Genomic DNA, 16567 nt, shown 5'->3' on the forward strand with positions numbered 1-16567 from the left:
CTCCGGTTCGTTCGCGCCCGCGGGCGCGGGGATGCGTTGCGTTACATGTTCGGGTAGTTCGGCCCGCCGCCGCCTTCGGGCGTGACCCACACGATGTTCTGCGTCGGATCCTTGATGTCGCACGTCTTGCAGTGCACGCAGTTCTGCGCGTTGATCACGAGCCGATCGCCGCCGTCGTCGTTCTTCACGAACTCGTACACGGCCGCGGGGCAGAAGCGCGCCTCCGGCCCCGCGTACGTGCGCAGGTTCACGTTCACCGGCACGCTCGCATCCTTCAGCGTCAGGTGCGCCGGCTGGTTCTCCTCGTGGTTCGTGTTCGAGATGAACACCGACGACAGCCGGTCGAACGTCAGCTTGCCGTCCGGCTTCGGATACGCGATCGGCTCGCACTGCGACGCCGGCTTCAGCATCTCGTGGTCCGCGTGCTGGTGATGCAGCGTCCACGGCACGTTGCCGCCCATCACCTTCTGCTCGAGCCCGACCATCAGCGTGCCCAGGTACAGGCCCTTCGCCATCCATTGCTTGAAGTTGCGCGCGCGGTACAGCTCCGTGTACAGCCACGATTGCTTGAACGCATCGGGGTACGCGTTCAGCTCGTCCGACTGACGGCCGGCCTGCACCGCGTCGAATGCGGCGTCGGCCGCGAGCATGCCGGTCTTGATCGCCGCGTGGCTGCCCTTGATCCGCGATGCGTTCAGGAAGCCCGCGTCGTCGCCGATCAGCGCGCCGCCCGGGAACACCGTCTTCGGCAGCGACAGCAGGCCGCCCGCGGTGATCGCCCGCGCGCCGTACGACACGCGCTTGCCACCTTCCAGGAACGCGCGGATCGACGGGTGCGTCTTGTAGCGCTGGAATTCCTCGAACGGCGACAGGTACGGGTTCGTGTAGCCCAGGCCCACCACGAAGCCGACCACGACCTGGTTGTTGTCCATGTGATACAGGAACGAGCCGCCGTACGTGTCGGACTTCAGCGGCCAGCCGGCCGTGTGGATCACGAGACCCGGTTTGTGCTTGGCCGGATCGATTTCCCACAGTTCCTTGATGCCGATCCCGTACGCTTGCGGATCGGCGTTCGCGTCGAGCTTGAACGTCGAGATCAGCTGGCGGCCGAGGTGGCCGCGGCAGCCTTCGGCGAACAGCGTGTACTTCGCGTGCAGCTCCATGCCGAGCTGGAAGTTCTCGGTCGGCTCGCCGTCCTTGCCCACGCCCATGTTCCCGGTGGCGACGCCCTTCACGGAACCGTCGTCGTTATAGAGAATCTCTGCAGCCGGGAAGCCGGGGAAGATCTCGACGCCCAGCGCCTCGGCCTGCTGGCCGAGCCAGCGGGTCACATTGCCCAGCGAAATCACGTAGTTGCCGTGATTCTTGAAGTTGTCCGGCAGCGCCCAGTTCGGCGTCGTGACGGCGCTCTTCTCGGACAGGAACAGGAAGCGGTCTTCGCTCACCTCGACGTCGAGTGGCGCACCGCGTTCCTTCCAGTCGGGAAACAGCTCGGTGATCGCGCGCGGGTCCATCACCGCGCCCGACAGGATGTGCGCGCCGATTTCGGAACCCTTCTCGAGCACGCACACGCCGATCTCGGTGCCTTTCTCGGCGGCCAGCTGCTTGAGCCGGATCGCGGCAGACAGCCCGGCGGGGCCGCCGCCGACGATCACGACGTCGTATTCCATCGATTCGCGCGGGCCGTATTGCGCGAGCAAGTCCTGTGTGGTCAAAATCCTGTCTCCTGCTGCGTCCCGACCGTCAGCGGTCAGAACTGGTCTTCCGTCAACGCGAGCACGCTCTCGTTGCCCTTCGCGCCGACGATCGACGCTTCGAGCGCACTCGCCTGCACGAGCACGTGCTCCGCATAGCATTGCGCGATCGCGATCTTCGCGTCGAAGAACGCGACGTCGCTCGCGCGGTTCGCGTGCGCAGCCAGCAGTGCGCGCGCCATCTGCCAGCCACACAGCACGACGCCCGCGAGCTTCAGGTACGGCACGCTGCCCGCGAACACCGCGTTCGGGTCCTGTTTCGCGTTCGCCAGCACGTAGTCGACCACCGCCGACAACGCGCGCGCCCCCTTCTCCAGTTGCGCCTTCATCGATGCGGCCGCCGCGCCGTCGAGCTTGCCGAGCGCCGCGACCGTGTCGCCGATCTCGGCGATCAGCGCCTTCGCGACCGCGCCGCCGTCGCGCAGCGTCTTGCGGCCGACGAGGTCGTTCGCCTGGATCGCGGTCGTGCCTTCGTAGATCGCGAGGATCCGCGCGTCGCGGTAGTACTGCGCGGCGCCGGTTTCCTCGATGAAGCCCATCCCGCCGTGCACCTGCACGCCGAGGCTCGCCACGTCGTTCACCATCTCGGTGCTCCAGCCCTTCACGACCGGCACCAGATATTCGTAGATCGCCTGATGACGCGCGCGCGTCGCCTCGTCCGAATGGCGGTGCGCAATGTCGCTGTGCGCGGCGGCCACGTAGGCGAGCGCGCGCGCGCCTTCGGTCAGCGCACGCATCGTGCCGAGCATCCGGCGCACGTCCGGGTGATGGATGATCGTCACCGACTGCTTCGCCGAGCCGTCCACCGGGCGGCTCTGCACGCGTTCCTTCGCGAATGCGGCGGCCTTCTGGTACGCGCGGTCGGCCACGCCGATCCCCTGCATCCCGACGCCGAAGCGCGCCGCGTTCATCATGATGAACATGTATTCGAGGCCGCGATTCTCTTCGCCGACCAGGTAACCGATCGCGCCGCCGTGATCGCCGTATTGCAGCACCGCGGTCGGGCTCGCCTTGATCCCGAGCTTGTGCTCGATCGACACGCAGTGCACGTCGTTGCGCGCGCCGAGCGAACCGTCTTCGTTGACCATGAACTTCGGCACGATGAACAGCGAAATGCCCTTCACGCCTTCCGGTGCGTTCGGCGTGCGCGCCAGCACCAGGTGGACGATGTTGTCCGCCATGTCGTGCTCGCCCCACGTGATGAAGATCTTCGTGCCGAACACCTTGTACGTGCCGTCGCCCTGCGGCTCCGCGCGCGAGCGCACCAGCGCGAGATCCGACCCGGCTTGCGGCTCGGTCAGGTTCATCGTGCCGGTCCATTCGCCGGAGATCAGCTTCGGCACGTAGCGCTGCTTCTGCTCGTCGGTGCCGGCCGTCAGCAGCGCCTCGATCGCGCCGTCGGTGAGCAGCGGACACAACGCGAACGACAGGTTCGATGCGTTCAGCATCTCGATGCACGGCGTCGCGATCAGCTTCGGCAGGCCCTGGCCGTCGTATTCGGCCGGATGCTGCAGCCCCTGCCAGCCGCCCTCGACGAACTGACGGAACGCTGCGCCGAAGCCCGGCGTCGCGGTCACGACGCCATCCTTCCAGCTGCTCGGGTTGCGGTCGCCTTCGACGTTCAGCGGCGCCAGCACCTCGCCGCAGAATTTCGCGGATTCGTCGAGCACGGCCTGCGCCGTGTCGACACCCGCATCCTCGAAGCCCGGCAACTGCGCAACGGCGTCGATGCCTGCGAGTTCCTTCAGCACGAACAGCATGTCCTTGACGGGGGCGTTATAGCTCATGGTCGATGTTCCATTCAGGCGGTGAATAGGGGCGCCACAGGGGCCGGTACGGCAGAACCGGCCAGTGCCGGGCGACGCAATGGGCCATCCTAACGCCGGGGATCCCAATCTCCATTGTCATATCCGGCCCACATGGTGACAAAACCGGCCACGGCGCACGCCGCACGCGATCCTTGCGCGCGGCGGTGAAGCCCGCCGGGCGGGCGTCGGCGCCCGATCCGTCCGTCTCGACAATGGCGGCAACGCGCGCCAAAAAACGGCCGGGTGCACGCGCGTCTCCCCGGCTCGAAGCGGCAAAGGGAGCCCGTTATGGGAGTGTCCTCTGAAAAACCGGCCATGAATACCGCCAAGGAGCCGGTTATGGGATGCGATCCGTGAACCCGTGAAACCGCGAATCAGCGACACCCGGCCCCACTCCGGCGTCACGCGCGGCGCCGATACGTCCCCGGCGTACTGCCCGTCCAGTGCCGGAACGCGCGATGAAACGCGCTCGGATCGTCGAAGCCGATATCGGCGCCGATCGCTGCGATCGTGTCGGGCGTATCGGTCAGCCGCTGGATCGCGACATCGCGCCGCAGCTCGTCCTTCAGCACCTGGAACGTCGTCCCTTCGGCGGCCAGATGGCGGCTCAGCGTGCGCACCGAGCAATGCAGGTGCTCGGCCGCCTGATCGATCACGGGCAGATCCGGCAGCGCCGCCGACAGGTATTGCCGCACGCGATGGCACACGAGCTGTTCGCTGAACGATTCGAAGATCCAGTCGCCGGGCGCGCGCGCGAGGAACTTGCGCAGGTTGCGCTTGCTCTGCCGGATCGGCGCGTCGAGGTAATCGGCGCTGAAGCGCATCAGCGTGCGCGCGCAGTCGAACTGCACGGCCCCGGTGAAGAAGTACAGGTGATCGACCGCATGGCGCGGCCGCGGGCACGCGAACTCGATCTGCAGCAGCGGAATTTTCTGCCCGATCAGCCAGGAGCACACGCCGTGCACGAGCTTGAGCATCAGCTCCTGGCCGAGCGCGCCGATCGGTCCGATGGCGTCGTTCGGACGCAGCAGCACCTGCGCGACGAGCTCGTCGCGCTTCGATTCGACGAAGAAATCGTCGAGCAGGATATGGAAGAATTGCCCGAAACGATGCAGCGCCGTTTCGAGGTTGCGCGCATCGAGCAGGCTCAGGCACAGGTACTTCAGCGTGCCGCCGCGCAACGGGCGCGAGAAGATGCCGGGCATCTCGTCGTCGAGGTCGATCGCGAGCGTGCGGTACAGCGTCGAGAACTGCTCCTCCGTCACCCGCGCGTGCGGCTCGCCGAGCAGCTCGATCGGAATGCCGGCGCCGCGCAGGTAGCGCTCGACCACGTCGCGCTGCACGCCCGCGCTCGCGAGAAAACCGTTGACGAGCGAGATCGGCACCGTCGCGCTCGGCGACGGCAGCGCACGCCCGGGCTGGGCGGAAAGTGAATCTGAGCCGGTCATCGCGTCCCCGTCGATCGAACCGACCGCATTGTACTTGAGCGGCCCGCGCGCCACCTTCGGGGCTTTCCACGCACACCGCGCCGCGCAGCCGCGGCCGCGCGGCGGGTCGCGGCGCCGTCATCAGTCGGTGCGGCTGAGTTCCCGGCGCAGGATCTTGCCGACCGTCGACTTCGGCAGCCGGTCGACGAAGCGCACGAGCTTCGGCACCTTGTACGCGGCCAGGCTCGCGCGGCAATGCGCGACGAGATGCGCTTCGGTCACGTCGGCGTCCGGCGCCAGCACCACGAACAGCTTGACGGCCTCGCCCGTACGCGGGTCCGGCACGCCGATGCACGCGCATTCGGCGACGCCCGGCAGCGCGGTCGCGACCGCCTCCACCTCGTTCGGATACACGTTGAAGCCGGACACGATGATCATGTCCTTCTTGCGGTCGACGATCCGCAGGAAGCCGGCCGCGTCGAACACGCCGACATCGCCGGTGCGGAAATAGCCGTCCGCGGTGAACGCGGCCGCATTCGCGTCCGGCTTCTGCCAGTAGCCGCTCATCACCTGCGGCCCCTTCACGCAGATCTCGCCCGCTTCGCCGATCGCCACCTCGCGATCCTGGTCGTCGAGCAGCTTCACGTCGGTTGACGGCAGCGGCAGGCCCGTTGTGCCCGTGAACCGGTCGATCGACTGCGGGTTGAACGACACGACCGGCGACGTTTCCGACAGCCCGTAGCCTTCGCGGATGAAATTACCCGTCACCGCCTTCCAGCGCGACGAGATCACGTCGATCACCGCCGCGCCGCCGCCGGCCGACAGCTTCAGCCGCGACCAGTCGACCTCCTTCAGCCGCGGATGGCCGGCAAGCCCCGCGTACAGCGTGTTCACGCCGACGAACACGGTCGGCCGCGCGGCCTTCAGCACGTCGACGAACCCGTCCATGTCGCGCGGGTTCGCGACGAGCCAGTTCTGCGCGCCGATCGCGAAGTAGGACAGGAAGTTCACCGTCAGCGCGAAGATGTGATATAGCGGGATCGCCGTGACGATGACCTCTTCGCCCGGCTGGCGCGCGTCCGGCACGATCGCCGCGAACTGCGCGACGTTCGCGACGAGGTTGCGATGCGACAGCGCCGCGCCCTTCGACAGGCCGGTCGTGCCGCCCGTGTATTGCAGCAGCAACAGGTCCGCGCCGCTTTGCGCAACCGGCTCGCACGCGAGCGATTCGCCGGCGGCGATGGCGTGCGCGAGCGCGGTCGAACCGGGCGGCAGCGCGTCGCATGCGCCGGCCGGCGCATCGACGACGCCGAGATCGTCGCGCCCCACGCTCAGCACGGTGCGCACGCGCGTGCCGCCGACCACGTCCGCGAACGTGCCCATCGACCCGCCGCAGACGATCGCCACCTCGACCCCCGCGTCGTTGAGCTGATGCTCGAGCTCGCGCGCGGTGTAGTGCGGATTCACGTTGACCTGGACCGCGCCGATCTTCGCGACGGCGACGAACACGACCGGAAACGCGAGCACGTTGGGCAGCATCACGGCCACGCGATCGCCCTTGCGCACGCCGACGACCTGCTGCAGATACGCGGCCAGCGCGCTCGACAGGCGCTCGACATCGGCATAGGTGAGCGTGCGGCCGAACGCATGGAACGCCGGGCGGTCGGCGAAGCGGCGCATCGCGTCGTCCAGCAGCGCGCTGACGGAGGGATGGCGATCGGCGTCGATCTCGGCGGGGATCGGGCCATACGACCCGGTCCAGTGTCTGTTCGTCATGTCTCACTCCTCTGGGGACGGCACGCCAGCCTGCGTGCCGTTCGCACGGCGGCCTGCACGCCGGAAGGACGCGGGCCGCCGCCTGATCGGCGACTATCGCGCGCACGACGCGCTTTGCAAATGATCCGGGCGGCCGAAAACATGATCGAAACGGACAGGCGAGGCGCGTGCCTGCGCAACATCGCACGGCGAACGCCTGTCCGCCCGGGCAGCTCCGTCGGCGCCTCAGGGTGAACCCGGTGGCGAATGGGACCGTTCCCGAGCAGAATTGCGTGCCGTCAACGATATCGATTCGGACGCAGGATCCCCGTCATGCCGCGCAGTGCGCTCTCGAAACCTCCCCATGCCCAGCCTACCGGGCTGCCGGACGCCGCCGCCGCCCACGCGTTGCGCGAGCAGCGCTTCACGCCGGCCAAGCTGGCCGTGCTCGTCGACGTGGCCGCGCAAGCCGGCCTCGACCCGGCGACGGTGCTCGCCGGCACCGGCCTCGCGCCGGCCGACGTCGCGGACCCGTTCACGCTCACGTCGCCGCTGCAGTTCCTGACGGCCGCGCGCAATGCGGTCGGCCGGTACGACGGCACCGACCTCGGCGTACGCGTCGGCCGCCTGCTGCGCGCGTCGAGCTACGGCATGTACGGCTACGCGATGCTGTGCTCGGAATCGCTCGCGCGTGCGTTCGATTCGGCCGTCAAATATCACCGGCTCGCGAACGGCATGCTGCCGATCCGCTGGGTCGAACAGGGCGATACCGCATCGTGGCTGTTTCCGGACCGCCACGAAGTCGCGCTGCCCGATCTCGATGAGCCGCTGTACCGTTTCCTGATCGACATGCAGTTCGCGCTGCACGTGACGATCATCAAGGACGTGATGGGTGCGTGGTGCGTGCCCGCGCGCGCGCAGTTCGCGCAGCCGCGGCCGCCGCACGGGGCGCTGCTGACCGACGCGCTCGAATGCCCGATCGCGTTCGACCAGCCGCATCACGTGCTCAGCTATCCGGCGGCATGGCTCGCGCGCGCGCCTCAGCTCGCGAATCCGATCACGGCCGCGCAGGTGTCGTCGCACTGCGCGCAACTGCTCGACGCATTACGCAGCCAGTCGGGCATTACGCGACGCGTGTACGAGGAGCTCACCCGCACGCCGGGACAATTCCCGGACATCGACGCGATCGCCGAGAGCCTGTGCATGACGTCGCGCACGCTGCGCCGCAAGCTCGAAGCCGAAGGCACGTCGTACAGCGAACTGCTGACGAGCGTGCGCAAGGCGCTCGCGATCGACTATCTCGGCACGACCACGCTCAGCACCGAGGATATCGCGCTGACGCTGGGCTTCAGCGATGCAGTGGGATTCCGCCACGCGTTCAAGCGCTGGACCGGCACGACGCCGAGCGACGTGCGGCGCAAGCGCGGCAAGTAGCGCCTGCCGAGCGCGGTCAGCGCGTACCGTCGCCCGCCGCCGGCGACGCGACCGCCAGCGCGAACTCGAACACCGCACCCCGCCCTTCCCGGTCGACGAGCCGGATGCCGCTGCCGTTGAGCGCCAGCATCCGGTGCACGATCAGCAGGCCCAGCCCGCCGCTCGTCGCGGTGCCGCCGCTCATCGGCCGCTGCGGCCGCTGGAACAGCCCTTCGCGCCGTGCGGCCGGAATCCCTTCCCCGGTATCCGACACGGTCACGATCACGCGATCGCCGTGCGTCTCCAGCGCGATCTCGACCTCGCCGTGCGAAGGCGTGTGCCGCAGCGCGTTGTCGAGCAGGTTGGTCAGCACGCGCTCGATCATCCCGAGATCGGCCGATACGACCGGCACGCGCGGCGGAATCCGCGCATGCAGCGCGACGCCGCGCGATTGCGCGGCCAGCTCGAATTTCTGGAACACGTCCTGCACGAGATCGACGAGCGAGAACGGCTCGCGCTCGGCCTGCACGCCGCCCGATTCGAGCCGCGCGAGTTCGAACAGCGCCTGCGCGAGCCGCCCGACCTTCGCGCTCTGCGCGAGCGCGATCGACAGGTAGCGCCGCCGCTCGGGCTCGGGCAGCGTGTCGGCCTTCAGCGACAGCGTCTCCAGATAGCCGTGCAGCGACGTCAGCGGCGTGCGCAGGTCGTGCGAGATGTTCGTGATCAGTTCGCGCCGCTGCTGGTCCTGACGCGTCAGCGCGCGCCACTGGTCGCCGATCCGGTCGGCCATTTGCGCGAACGCGGATTCGAGCACCGCGATGTCGTCGCCGCGGCGGCCCGGCGGCAAGTGCAGCACCGGCGGCGGCGTGTCGGGCGTGTTGAGCGTGTCGGCCCCACCCGGCGCGCGGGGCGCACCGTTCGCGTCGAAGTCGCGCATCGCGGCCGTCAGCCGGCGCAGCGGGCGCGTGATGAAGCCGAATGCGACGAGGCCCGCGAGCAGGCCGAGCAGCGCGACGATCGCCATCGACCACAGCGTCGTGCGCAGCACGTTGCCGGCGTCGACGCGCGCGGCGAGCCGGTCATGCGCCTCGCCGAGCAGCACCACGTAGATGTAGCCGGACGGCGGCTGCCCCGCGCGCTGCAGCGGCGCGGCGCTGAACACCTTGCGCGCGTCCGGGCTGCGCGGATCGTCGCCGAGGATCGGCAGCGGCTCGCCCGCGATGAAGCGCTGCACGGGCGCGAGATCGACGCGGTCGCGCTTCACGTGGCCGGGCGGCGCGTCGTCGCCCTTGATGCGCCCCGCGTTGTCGAGCAGGTACACCTCGACGCTCGGGTTCACGCCCATCAACTGGCCGAACAGCGTGCGCACGGCGTCGGGGCGCAGCCCGTTCGCGTCCATCAGCGGCGCACTATTGGCGATGTTGGCGGCCAGGTCGCGCGACAGCGCCTGCACGACTTCCTTCTCGCGCATGTCGTTCGCGCGGATCTGCAGCCACGCCGACGCGCCCGAGCACGCGAGCAGCAGGATCGAGAACACGAGCGACAGCCGCCGGGTGAGCGTGAGCTTCATCATGCGTCCCGCTGGCCCGGCGCGGCGAGCTTGTAGCCGCGCCCCCACACGGTGAGGATCCGCACGGGCTCGGCCGGATCGGCCTCGATCTTCGCGCGCAGGCGGTTGATGTGGGTGTTGACCGTGTGTTCGTAGCCTTCGTGCTGGTAGCCCCACACGGCGTTCAGCAGATCCATCCGCGAGAACACCTTGCCCGGGTGCCGCGCGAAGAAATACAGCAGGTCGAATTCGCGCGGCGTGAGGTCGATGCGTGCGCCGTCGACGCTCGCCTCGCGCGCGATCGGGTCGATCGCGAGCCCCGCGACGTCGAGCGTGCCCGCGTCGATCCGCGAATCGCGCGCGAGCGCATCGACGCGCCGCAGCAGCGCCTTCACGCGCGCGACGAGTTCGAGCACCGAGAACGGCTTCGCGAGGTAGTCGTCGGCGCCGAGTTCGAGGCCGAGGATCCGGTGCACCTCGCTCGACCGCGCGCTCGTGATGATGATCGGCGTATAGCGCGTCATCGCCCGCGCGCGCCGGCAGATCTCGAGGCCGTCGACGCCCGGCAGCATCAGGTCGAGGATCAGCGCGTCCCAGTTGCCCTGTTCGAGCAGGCGCAGCCCTTCGGCGCCGTCCGCGCTGTGCACGACCTCGTAGCGCTCGTCGCGCAGGTGCAGGCTCAGCACGTCGGCAATGTCGGCGTCGTCCTCGACGATCAGGATGCGTTTCGGTTGGTCCATGGCGGTGGGCGGCGGCACGTAGGAGCGGGGCTCAATAACGGTGATCGGCGGGCGATCGGCCCGGATCGAAGCGCGGCGGGAGGCCGCGCTGCCGTCATTGTGCAAAATTTTGCGGCGGCGAGGGGTCACATTTCGTTTAAGTTTGGATCGTGCGCGTGATGTGAGCCCCTATCCGCGAGGCTTCCCGCTCCGGCCCCTCAAACTCGATTCCACGCCCCCCGCAATAGACACGAAAAAAGTGCGCGAGATGCCCCGTGCCGCCCTTTCCCTCGGCGCGGCGCGCGGCCGGCATCCGTGCGGCCGCCGCTGCAAGAACGAGCGCGGCGCCGAATGCCAGCCTGACCGAGCCGCTATCGGTCGATGATCGAAAAGGCGACCTCCGTCAGCCGGCCGCCCTGCCCCGCGTTACGCCGCGGCCGCTTCGGCCCAGGGCGGCCGGAAATCCAGACCGAGATGCTGGCTGATCGCCGCATCGAGCCGCTCGACCGCGTCCCGCTCGATCCGCGTGATGCCCGGATGCCAGATATCGACCAGCAGGCAAACCCGCGGCTCGTCGCTGTCGTTCCAGCTCTCATGTTCGAACGTATCGTCGAAAATGATCGCGCGCCGGTCCGGCCACTCGCGCGTCTCGTCGCCGACGCGCAGTCGCGAGCCATGCGGCACGATCAGCGGAAGCTGGCAGGTCAGCTTGAGATTGGTCGTGTCCGAATGCGGCGGAATCCGCGTGCCGCCCTGGATCACCGAAAAGATGAACGCGCCGCTCGGGCTGAGGAAATCCTGCACCTCGCGCATCAGCGCCGCGGTGCGCGGGCAACGGCGGCAATTCTCCTCGACCTCCGGCTCGCCCTTGCGCCTGAAATAGAACGACCCCCAGTCGTTGCGCCGGATCGACTCGAACCGTCCCGCCACCTGTTCTTCGTACGGCAGCAGCATCGACGTGGTGACCTGCGCGAGGAACTCCTCGCGCAGCACGTCGACCGACGCCTCGAGCGTCGACGTGAACGCCTCGAGCTCCGGATAATCGGACGCGTCGTACCACGGCTTCCCGTCGAGCCCCGGGAAATAGAACAGCAGCGGCCGCTGATGTTTCGGCAGCGCGGGCAACGGAACCCGCCCCGTATTGATGTCGACGAACGCGATCACGCGTTCGAGCGCCGCCCTCCCGTACTGCGACACGAGCGCATCCAGCGTGTCGTGAATCGCATTGCTCATCTCCTGTTTCAAAGTCGCTCTCCTTGGCTATCGTGGGGTGACAAACGAAAAAGATTGCCGCTACCGCATGACGCATCGCACCTGCATCGAACCGGCGCGCCCGGCCCTACACGCGCGCCGTCGCCTTTGCTTCTTCCACCGGGTCGGCGGCCCAGCCGCCGATCGTCGCGCCGTATCCGGACGCCGCCGCGACCAGCACGCCGACGCCGCACCACACCGCCTGCACGCCCCACTGGCTGACCAGGTAGCCGAGCAGGACCGACGCGATCATGCTGCCGAGCTGGAACACCAGCGAAAAAAACGAGACGGCGCGCGATCGCAGCGCATCGGGCGTGCGGTGATGCAGCACCGCGTTGAACACCGCGCCGGCGATGCCGAGGCACAGCGCGACCCCGCTCAGCACGATGCCGAACGCGACGACGTGATTCGCCCAGCGCGTCAGCACGAGGCTCACGGCGAGCCCGGCGAACGGCAGCGTCACGGCGAGCGCTGGCCGCGCGGCGCATTGCTTCATCACGCGATACGACACCCAGCCGCCCGCGCCCTTCACGACCAGCATCAGCGTGAGGAACAGGCCGAACGCCCAGGTCGCGCCATGCATCGGCACGAGCGTCTTCAACACGACCGGCCAGTAGCTCTCCAGCACCGACACGACGCCGCCGAGCAGCATGCAGAGCAGGATCAGCGGCCGCACCGCGCCGCCGTGCCACGTGAACCGGACCAGTTCCCGAAGATCGTCGAGGATCCTGCCGGCGGGCACCGCCTCGTGCGGCGCCTGCTCCGCCTCGGCGAAAAACCACGACGTGAGACCCAGCAGCACGACGAACAAGCCGCATGCGAGCGCGAGACCGATCTTGTACGGGTTGTCGAACAGCCGGCTGCCGATCAGGTCCGGGAGCACGCCGCCGACCAGCGACATGCTCGCCAGCCCGAGCGCGGAGGCCAGCTCCGCACGGCCGAGAAAATACGGAATCCGCTTCGTTTCGCCGTGCTCGCGCAGCAGGCCGACATACCACGCGTCGACGGTCCCGGAACTCATCGCGCGCGCGATGCCGAAGCTCGCCGCCGCGAGGTACAGCATCGGCTTCTGGCTGAAGCACAGCATCAGCGCGCAGCCGACGCTGTTCATCAGCAGCGATACGCGATAGGTCCGGATGCGGCCCACGCGGTCGGCCATCGCGCCGAACGGCAGCTCCAGCGCGATGGTCGACAGGCTGAACAGCGCCGCGTAAAGCCCGATCTCGAACAGCGTGAAATGGTTGTGCAGCAGGAACAGCGTGACGACCGGCAGCACGAGGCCGAAGGTACCCCACAACGCCGCCTGCTGCAGGCAGTACCGCAGGTGGACGGTCATCGGCTGTCCTTGTCGCCGGACTCGAGCAGCAGGTACTCGCCGTCTTCCGCGCTGCCGGCGCCGATCTCGGCGAAGCCGCACGCCGCATAGAACGCCAGCGCCGGCGCGTTGGCGCGCAGGCACTTGAGCCGATAGCGGGTGGCCGGCCAGCCCGGCAGCGCGCGCAGCAGCGCGCGGCCGACGCCGCTGCGGTGGTGCGGCCGGGACACGTGCAGGTGGTGGATGAAATGGTCGGGTTCCCAGACCGACACGAAGCCGGCGAGTCGCCCGCTTGCGTCCTCGGCGACCCTCAGCCGCTCGCCTTCCGTCTGGGCGTCGAAGTCGGCCGGCTGGAACGCGCCGGCCGGCACCCAGACGAAGGTCTCGCGGCGCGAGTGCAGGAACAGCTCGCGCAGGGCCGGCGTATCGGCGGCCACTGCGTCACGTACGATGATCTTCATGATTCGCTTCCCTTGCAGCGGACGTGGTTGCCGGGTCGGCGCAGCCCGGCAGGCTCGCCATCACGTCGGCGACGAAGCGTTCGGTGTCCCAGCTGTGGTCCACCGTCGCGCCCAGCCGCGTGATGACCACGCGGCACGACGGCACGATCACCACCAGCTGGTGATTGAAGCCGTCCATCATCACCAGGTCCTCGGGCAGCGACGGAAACCGGCGCGCGCCGCCGGCGCCGGCATTCAGCCAAAGATGCGCACCGAGCCGGCCGTCGTGCCGGGTCGCCTCGGGCGTCGCCATGAAACGCACCCAGTCCTCATCGACGATGCGCGCGCCGCGCCACACGCCGTGCTGCAGGATCAACTGGCCGAGCTTCGACCAGTCCCGCGCCGATGCCAGCATGTAGCTGCTGCCGACCAGCGTGCCCGACGCGTCGGGCTCCATCATCGCGGTGCGGATGCCGAGCGGCTCGAACAGCCGCGCCCGTGCGAACGGCACGATGTCGAGCGGCCGCGGCGAGACCGCGCGCGCGATGATCTTCGCGACCAGCACGCTGCCGCCGCTCTGGTAGTCCACCTCGCGGCCGGGCGCGATCTTCAGCGGCCGGCTCGCGACGAAGCGCGCCATGTCGGTCGACTGGTACAGCATCTTCGTCGTGTCCGAGCCGGGCAGATAGCCTTCCCGGTAGTCCAGCCCGCTCGTCCATTGCAGCAAGTCGCGCAACCGGATCGCCTGGCGCGGGTCGCCGGACGACGCCCAGTCGTCCAGCAGGCGATCCTGCGCGAGCGTCAGTTTGCCGTCGCGGGCCAATACGCCCGCCAGCAATGCGGTGACGGTCTTCGTCATCGACCAGCCGAGCAACGGGGTATCGGCCGTGACGCCCGGCGCGTACCGCTCGCCGACGAGCTTGCCGTCCTGCCGCACGACCACCGCCAGCGTGTTGCGCAGCGATCCGGGCGCCGGCTCCGCCACCGCGCGATCCAGCACGGCGCCCAGCGCCGGCGGCGGATCGGACGGTATGACATCGTCGAGGTTGTCGGCCTCGGCCGACGCGCCCGGCAGCGCGAGGCCATCGCCCTCCACGCGCAACGCGTCGATCGCGTCGGCCGGCGCGATCGTGCAGCCGAGGCCCGGCCGGTACAACGCGACCGTCGAGCGCAGCACGCCGAGCCCTGCGGCCTCGACGGTCTGTCGCGCACGGTCGATCCGGTACGTGACGAAGTCGAACAACGGATTGATCGGCTGCACCTCGCGCGCGAACACGGCGCGCGCATCGCCGTCGCTACCGTCGCTACCGTCGCCGCCGGCGAGCACGCGCGCGCACAGGTAATGCGACGCATAGCCGGTCGCGGCGGGCAGCGCCCAATACAGCAGGCCCACGGCAGCGGCCAGCAACAGCATGACCGTGACGGCGAGAATCTTGACGGCGGTAGCGACACGGGACGGAGGACGATCCGGCATGGGGAGTGTTTTCCTCGTTCGACGATTCGACGAGACGATGCGGGCCGCCCCGCGGCCGCCCGCGCTCAAAGGACGATTTCCTTCTTCAGGTACAGCCGCTCGGACTGGATGTCGCGTGCGTGGCAGCGGGCGATCAGCTTGTCCGATTCGACGATCGGCAGCGAGGTCGGCGCGTATTCGATGCTGGAGATGAACTTGAGCCACGGCTCCGCGCCCATCGCATAGACGAACACCTGGCGCGGCGCGAAGCACTCGACCAGCGGCCACGCGCGCTCGCAGTCGGAGCCGTTCAGGCGGCGGTTCTGGTCGAACTGGCGCCCGAGCGGCTCGTTCAGGAGCGCGCCGTACAGCCAGGACATCGGCGCGCCTTCGCATTCCATGCCGATGAACAGCGTGCCGATCCGGCCGATGCGCTGCGCGATGCGCTGGTACAGCTCCGGCTGGAGATTGTTCGAGTCGGCCGCGAACAGCATGCTCTTGCCGTCCACCTTCAGCGCGAACGCCATCTTCGCCGCGATATGCAGATCGCCGTGCTCGCCGAGGAACGGCAGCGCGACGATCTCGCCGCCCGGCACGGGCACGCTGTCCAGTTCGCCGACCTCGATCACCCGCTCGAACCCGCATGCTTCGAGCGCGAGCCGGATCGACGGATCTTGCAGGAACCCGCCGTGGCTGCGCGGCACGACCAGCGTGCCGATCCGGTGCCGTAGCTGCAGCAGGCTCTCGAGCACGATGTGATCCTGGTGGTTGTGGGTCAGCAGCACGTAATCGATGCGCTCGGGCAGATCCGCGAACGTGAACGGATCGTCGCCCTGGCCGAGCGGATAGCCGACGATCGGATCGGTCAGCAGCGAGAATTTCGCGGTTTCGACCAGCACCGTCGCATGGTTGAAGTAGCGCACCCGCACCGGCTGCCCCGCGCGCGCCGGCGCCGACGGCGGGCGCGGCGGCGGTGCGTCGGTGAACCAGGTTTCGAGCGCCGTGCGCCGCGCGGCGCCGCCCTCCGCGTGCGCGAGCAGGCGGTCGATCAGGTCCGGCGCGGCGCCCGTGTGGCGGGCCGCGAACAGCTCGTCGTACAGCGCGTCGCGGAACGGCAGGCGAATCTGCACCATGTGCTCGTCCGGAAAGCGCGGCGTGCTCAGCATGAAGCTCCGGTCGTCGCTGGTGGCGAGGAAGCCGTTCACGCTCTGCAGCGCGTCGAGATAGCCGGCGCTGTCGTACAACAGCCGCTCGAACAGCCGGTACGACGCGTGGCCGCGCAGGTCGTAGCCCAGCTCGACGAATCCCTTCAACGGCTCGGGCACCCGCGCATACAGCGGCGACAGCGTATCGCCGCCTCCTTCCCGCTCGAGCAGTTCGTCGAGCTCGCGCAGCGCGTCCGCCAGCGCCAGCAGCGGCGCGGCGCGCGTGCGGGTGTCGCGGATCAGCGCGTCGACCGCCGGCACGAGCTCCCGGCCGCCGTTGAGAAACGGGCCGCCGGCCATCTTCGCGGCGGAACGCCGATGCAGCTCCGGCGCGCGGATGAAGGATTCCATGATGCGCAGATGCACCTGCTTCATCACCAGCGCGCAGGTCGCCGGCTGCAGCAGGAAAGTCCACGCATACCATTGATTGATCAGCGGTTCGAAGACGACGTTGGGTTTCAGGTAGATCTGGGTCATG

Annotated in this window: 11 protein-coding genes and 1 pseudogene; 1 reads left to right on the top strand and 11 read right to left on the bottom strand. The window is 68.7% G+C overall.

Features of this window, described 5'->3' with window-relative positions:
* Window positions 1-41: 41 nt before the first annotated feature.
* The 4 genes and pseudogenes from GJG85_RS29875 to GJG85_RS29890 form a co-directional block, all read right to left on the bottom strand.
* Window positions 42-1715 carry an electron transfer flavoprotein-ubiquinone oxidoreductase gene (locus GJG85_RS29875; protein ID WP_204384652.1) on the bottom strand — a complete coding sequence of 558 codons (1674 nt, stop codon included), beginning with the start codon at window positions 1713-1715 and terminating at the stop codon, window positions 42-44.
* 35 nt (window positions 1716-1750) lie between these two features.
* On the bottom strand, window positions 1751-3541 hold the full coding sequence (locus tag GJG85_RS29880) for an acyl-CoA dehydrogenase (RefSeq protein ID WP_050016025.1): 1791 nt from the start codon (window positions 3539-3541) through the stop codon (window positions 1751-1753).
* Window positions 3542-3963: 422 nt separating this feature from the next.
* Window positions 3964-5084 (bottom strand): annotated as a pseudogene (locus GJG85_RS29885) (AraC family transcriptional regulator).
* A 46-nt stretch (window positions 5085-5130) separates the two neighbouring features.
* Window positions 5131-6765: an AMP-binding protein gene (locus GJG85_RS29890; protein WP_050016029.1), complete on the bottom strand. Its 1635-nt coding sequence runs from the start codon at window positions 6763-6765 to the stop codon at window positions 5131-5133.
* Window positions 6766-7077: 312 nt separating this feature from the next.
* On the opposite strand from GJG85_RS29890, the gene GJG85_RS29895 reads away from it, so the two are divergent.
* Entirely contained in the window at window positions 7078-8178 is a 1101-nt protein-coding gene (locus GJG85_RS29895) for an AraC family transcriptional regulator (protein WP_124557484.1), read from the top strand.
* 16 nt (window positions 8179-8194) lie between these two features.
* On the opposite strand, the gene GJG85_RS29900 is transcribed toward GJG85_RS29895, so the two are convergent.
* The 7 genes from GJG85_RS29900 to GJG85_RS29930 all read right to left on the bottom strand — a co-directional run bounded on the left by GJG85_RS29900 (window position 8195) and on the right by GJG85_RS29930 (window position 16566).
* Window positions 8195-9727, bottom strand: a complete 1533-nt coding sequence (locus GJG85_RS29900; protein ID WP_124631913.1) for a HAMP domain-containing sensor histidine kinase — start codon at window positions 9725-9727, stop codon at window positions 8195-8197.
* On the bottom strand, window positions 9727-10446 hold the full coding sequence (locus GJG85_RS29905; protein WP_050016036.1) for a response regulator transcription factor: 720 nt from the start codon (window positions 10444-10446) through the stop codon (window positions 9727-9729). Before GJG85_RS29905 ends, GJG85_RS29900 begins: the two co-directional genes overlap by 1 nt.
* Window positions 10447-10851: 405 nt before the next feature.
* Window positions 10852-11658, bottom strand: coding sequence for an aspartyl/asparaginyl beta-hydroxylase domain-containing protein (locus GJG85_RS29910; protein WP_050016037.1), 807 nt, complete (start codon window positions 11656-11658; stop codon window positions 10852-10854).
* A 106-nt stretch (window positions 11659-11764) separates the two neighbouring features.
* Complete coding sequence (locus GJG85_RS29915) at window positions 11765-13012, bottom strand: MFS transporter (RefSeq protein WP_204384654.1); 1248 nt, start codon at window positions 13010-13012, stop codon at window positions 11765-11767.
* Window positions 13009-13452 carry a GNAT family N-acetyltransferase gene (locus GJG85_RS29920; protein WP_050016042.1) on the bottom strand — a complete coding sequence of 148 codons (444 nt, stop codon included), beginning with the start codon at window positions 13450-13452 and terminating at the stop codon, window positions 13009-13011. Before GJG85_RS29920 ends, GJG85_RS29915 begins: the two co-directional genes overlap by 4 nt.
* Window positions 13433-14905: a serine hydrolase gene (locus tag GJG85_RS29925; RefSeq protein ID WP_124631914.1), complete on the bottom strand. Its 1473-nt coding sequence runs from the start codon at window positions 14903-14905 to the stop codon at window positions 13433-13435. Before GJG85_RS29925 ends, GJG85_RS29920 begins: the two co-directional genes overlap by 20 nt.
* Window positions 14906-14970: 65 nt before the next feature.
* On the bottom strand, window positions 14971-16566 hold the full coding sequence (locus GJG85_RS29930) for an MBL fold metallo-hydrolase (RefSeq protein ID WP_235356260.1): 1596 nt from the start codon (window positions 16564-16566) through the stop codon (window positions 14971-14973).
* Window position 16567 lies beyond the last annotated feature (1 nt).

This window comes from Burkholderia sp. MS389 (genome assembly GCF_016899425.1).
GTDB lineage: Bacteria > Pseudomonadota > Gammaproteobacteria > Burkholderiales > Burkholderiaceae > Burkholderia > Burkholderia sola.

Coding starts and splice junctions, on each gene's coding strand:
- GJG85_RS29930 (WP_235356260.1), bottom strand. CDS start 16,566: ATGACCCAGATCTACCTGAAACCCAACGTCGTCTTCGAACCGCTGATC.
- GJG85_RS29905 (WP_050016036.1), bottom strand. CDS start 10,446: ATGGACCAACCGAAACGCATCCTGATCGTCGAGGACGACGCCGACATT.
- GJG85_RS29915 (WP_204384654.1), bottom strand. CDS start 13,012: ATGACCGTCCACCTGCGGTACTGCCTGCAGCAGGCGGCGTTGTGGGGT.
- GJG85_RS29890 (WP_050016029.1), bottom strand. CDS start 6,765: ATGACGAACAGACACTGGACCGGGTCGTATGGCCCGATCCCCGCCGAG.
- GJG85_RS29910 (WP_050016037.1), bottom strand. CDS start 11,658: ATGAGCAATGCGATTCACGACACGCTGGATGCGCTCGTGTCGCAGTAC.
- GJG85_RS29920 (WP_050016042.1), bottom strand. CDS start 13,452: ATGAAGATCATCGTACGTGACGCAGTGGCCGCCGATACGCCGGCCCTG.
- GJG85_RS29900 (WP_124631913.1), bottom strand. CDS start 9,727: ATGAAGCTCACGCTCACCCGGCGGCTGTCGCTCGTGTTCTCGATCCTG.
- GJG85_RS29925 (WP_124631914.1), bottom strand. CDS start 14,905: ATGCCGGATCGTCCTCCGTCCCGTGTCGCTACCGCCGTCAAGATTCTC.
- GJG85_RS29895 (WP_124557484.1), top strand. CDS start 7,078: ATGCCGCGCAGTGCGCTCTCGAAACCTCCCCATGCCCAGCCTACCGGG.
- GJG85_RS29880 (WP_050016025.1), bottom strand. CDS start 3,541: ATGAGCTATAACGCCCCCGTCAAGGACATGCTGTTCGTGCTGAAGGAA.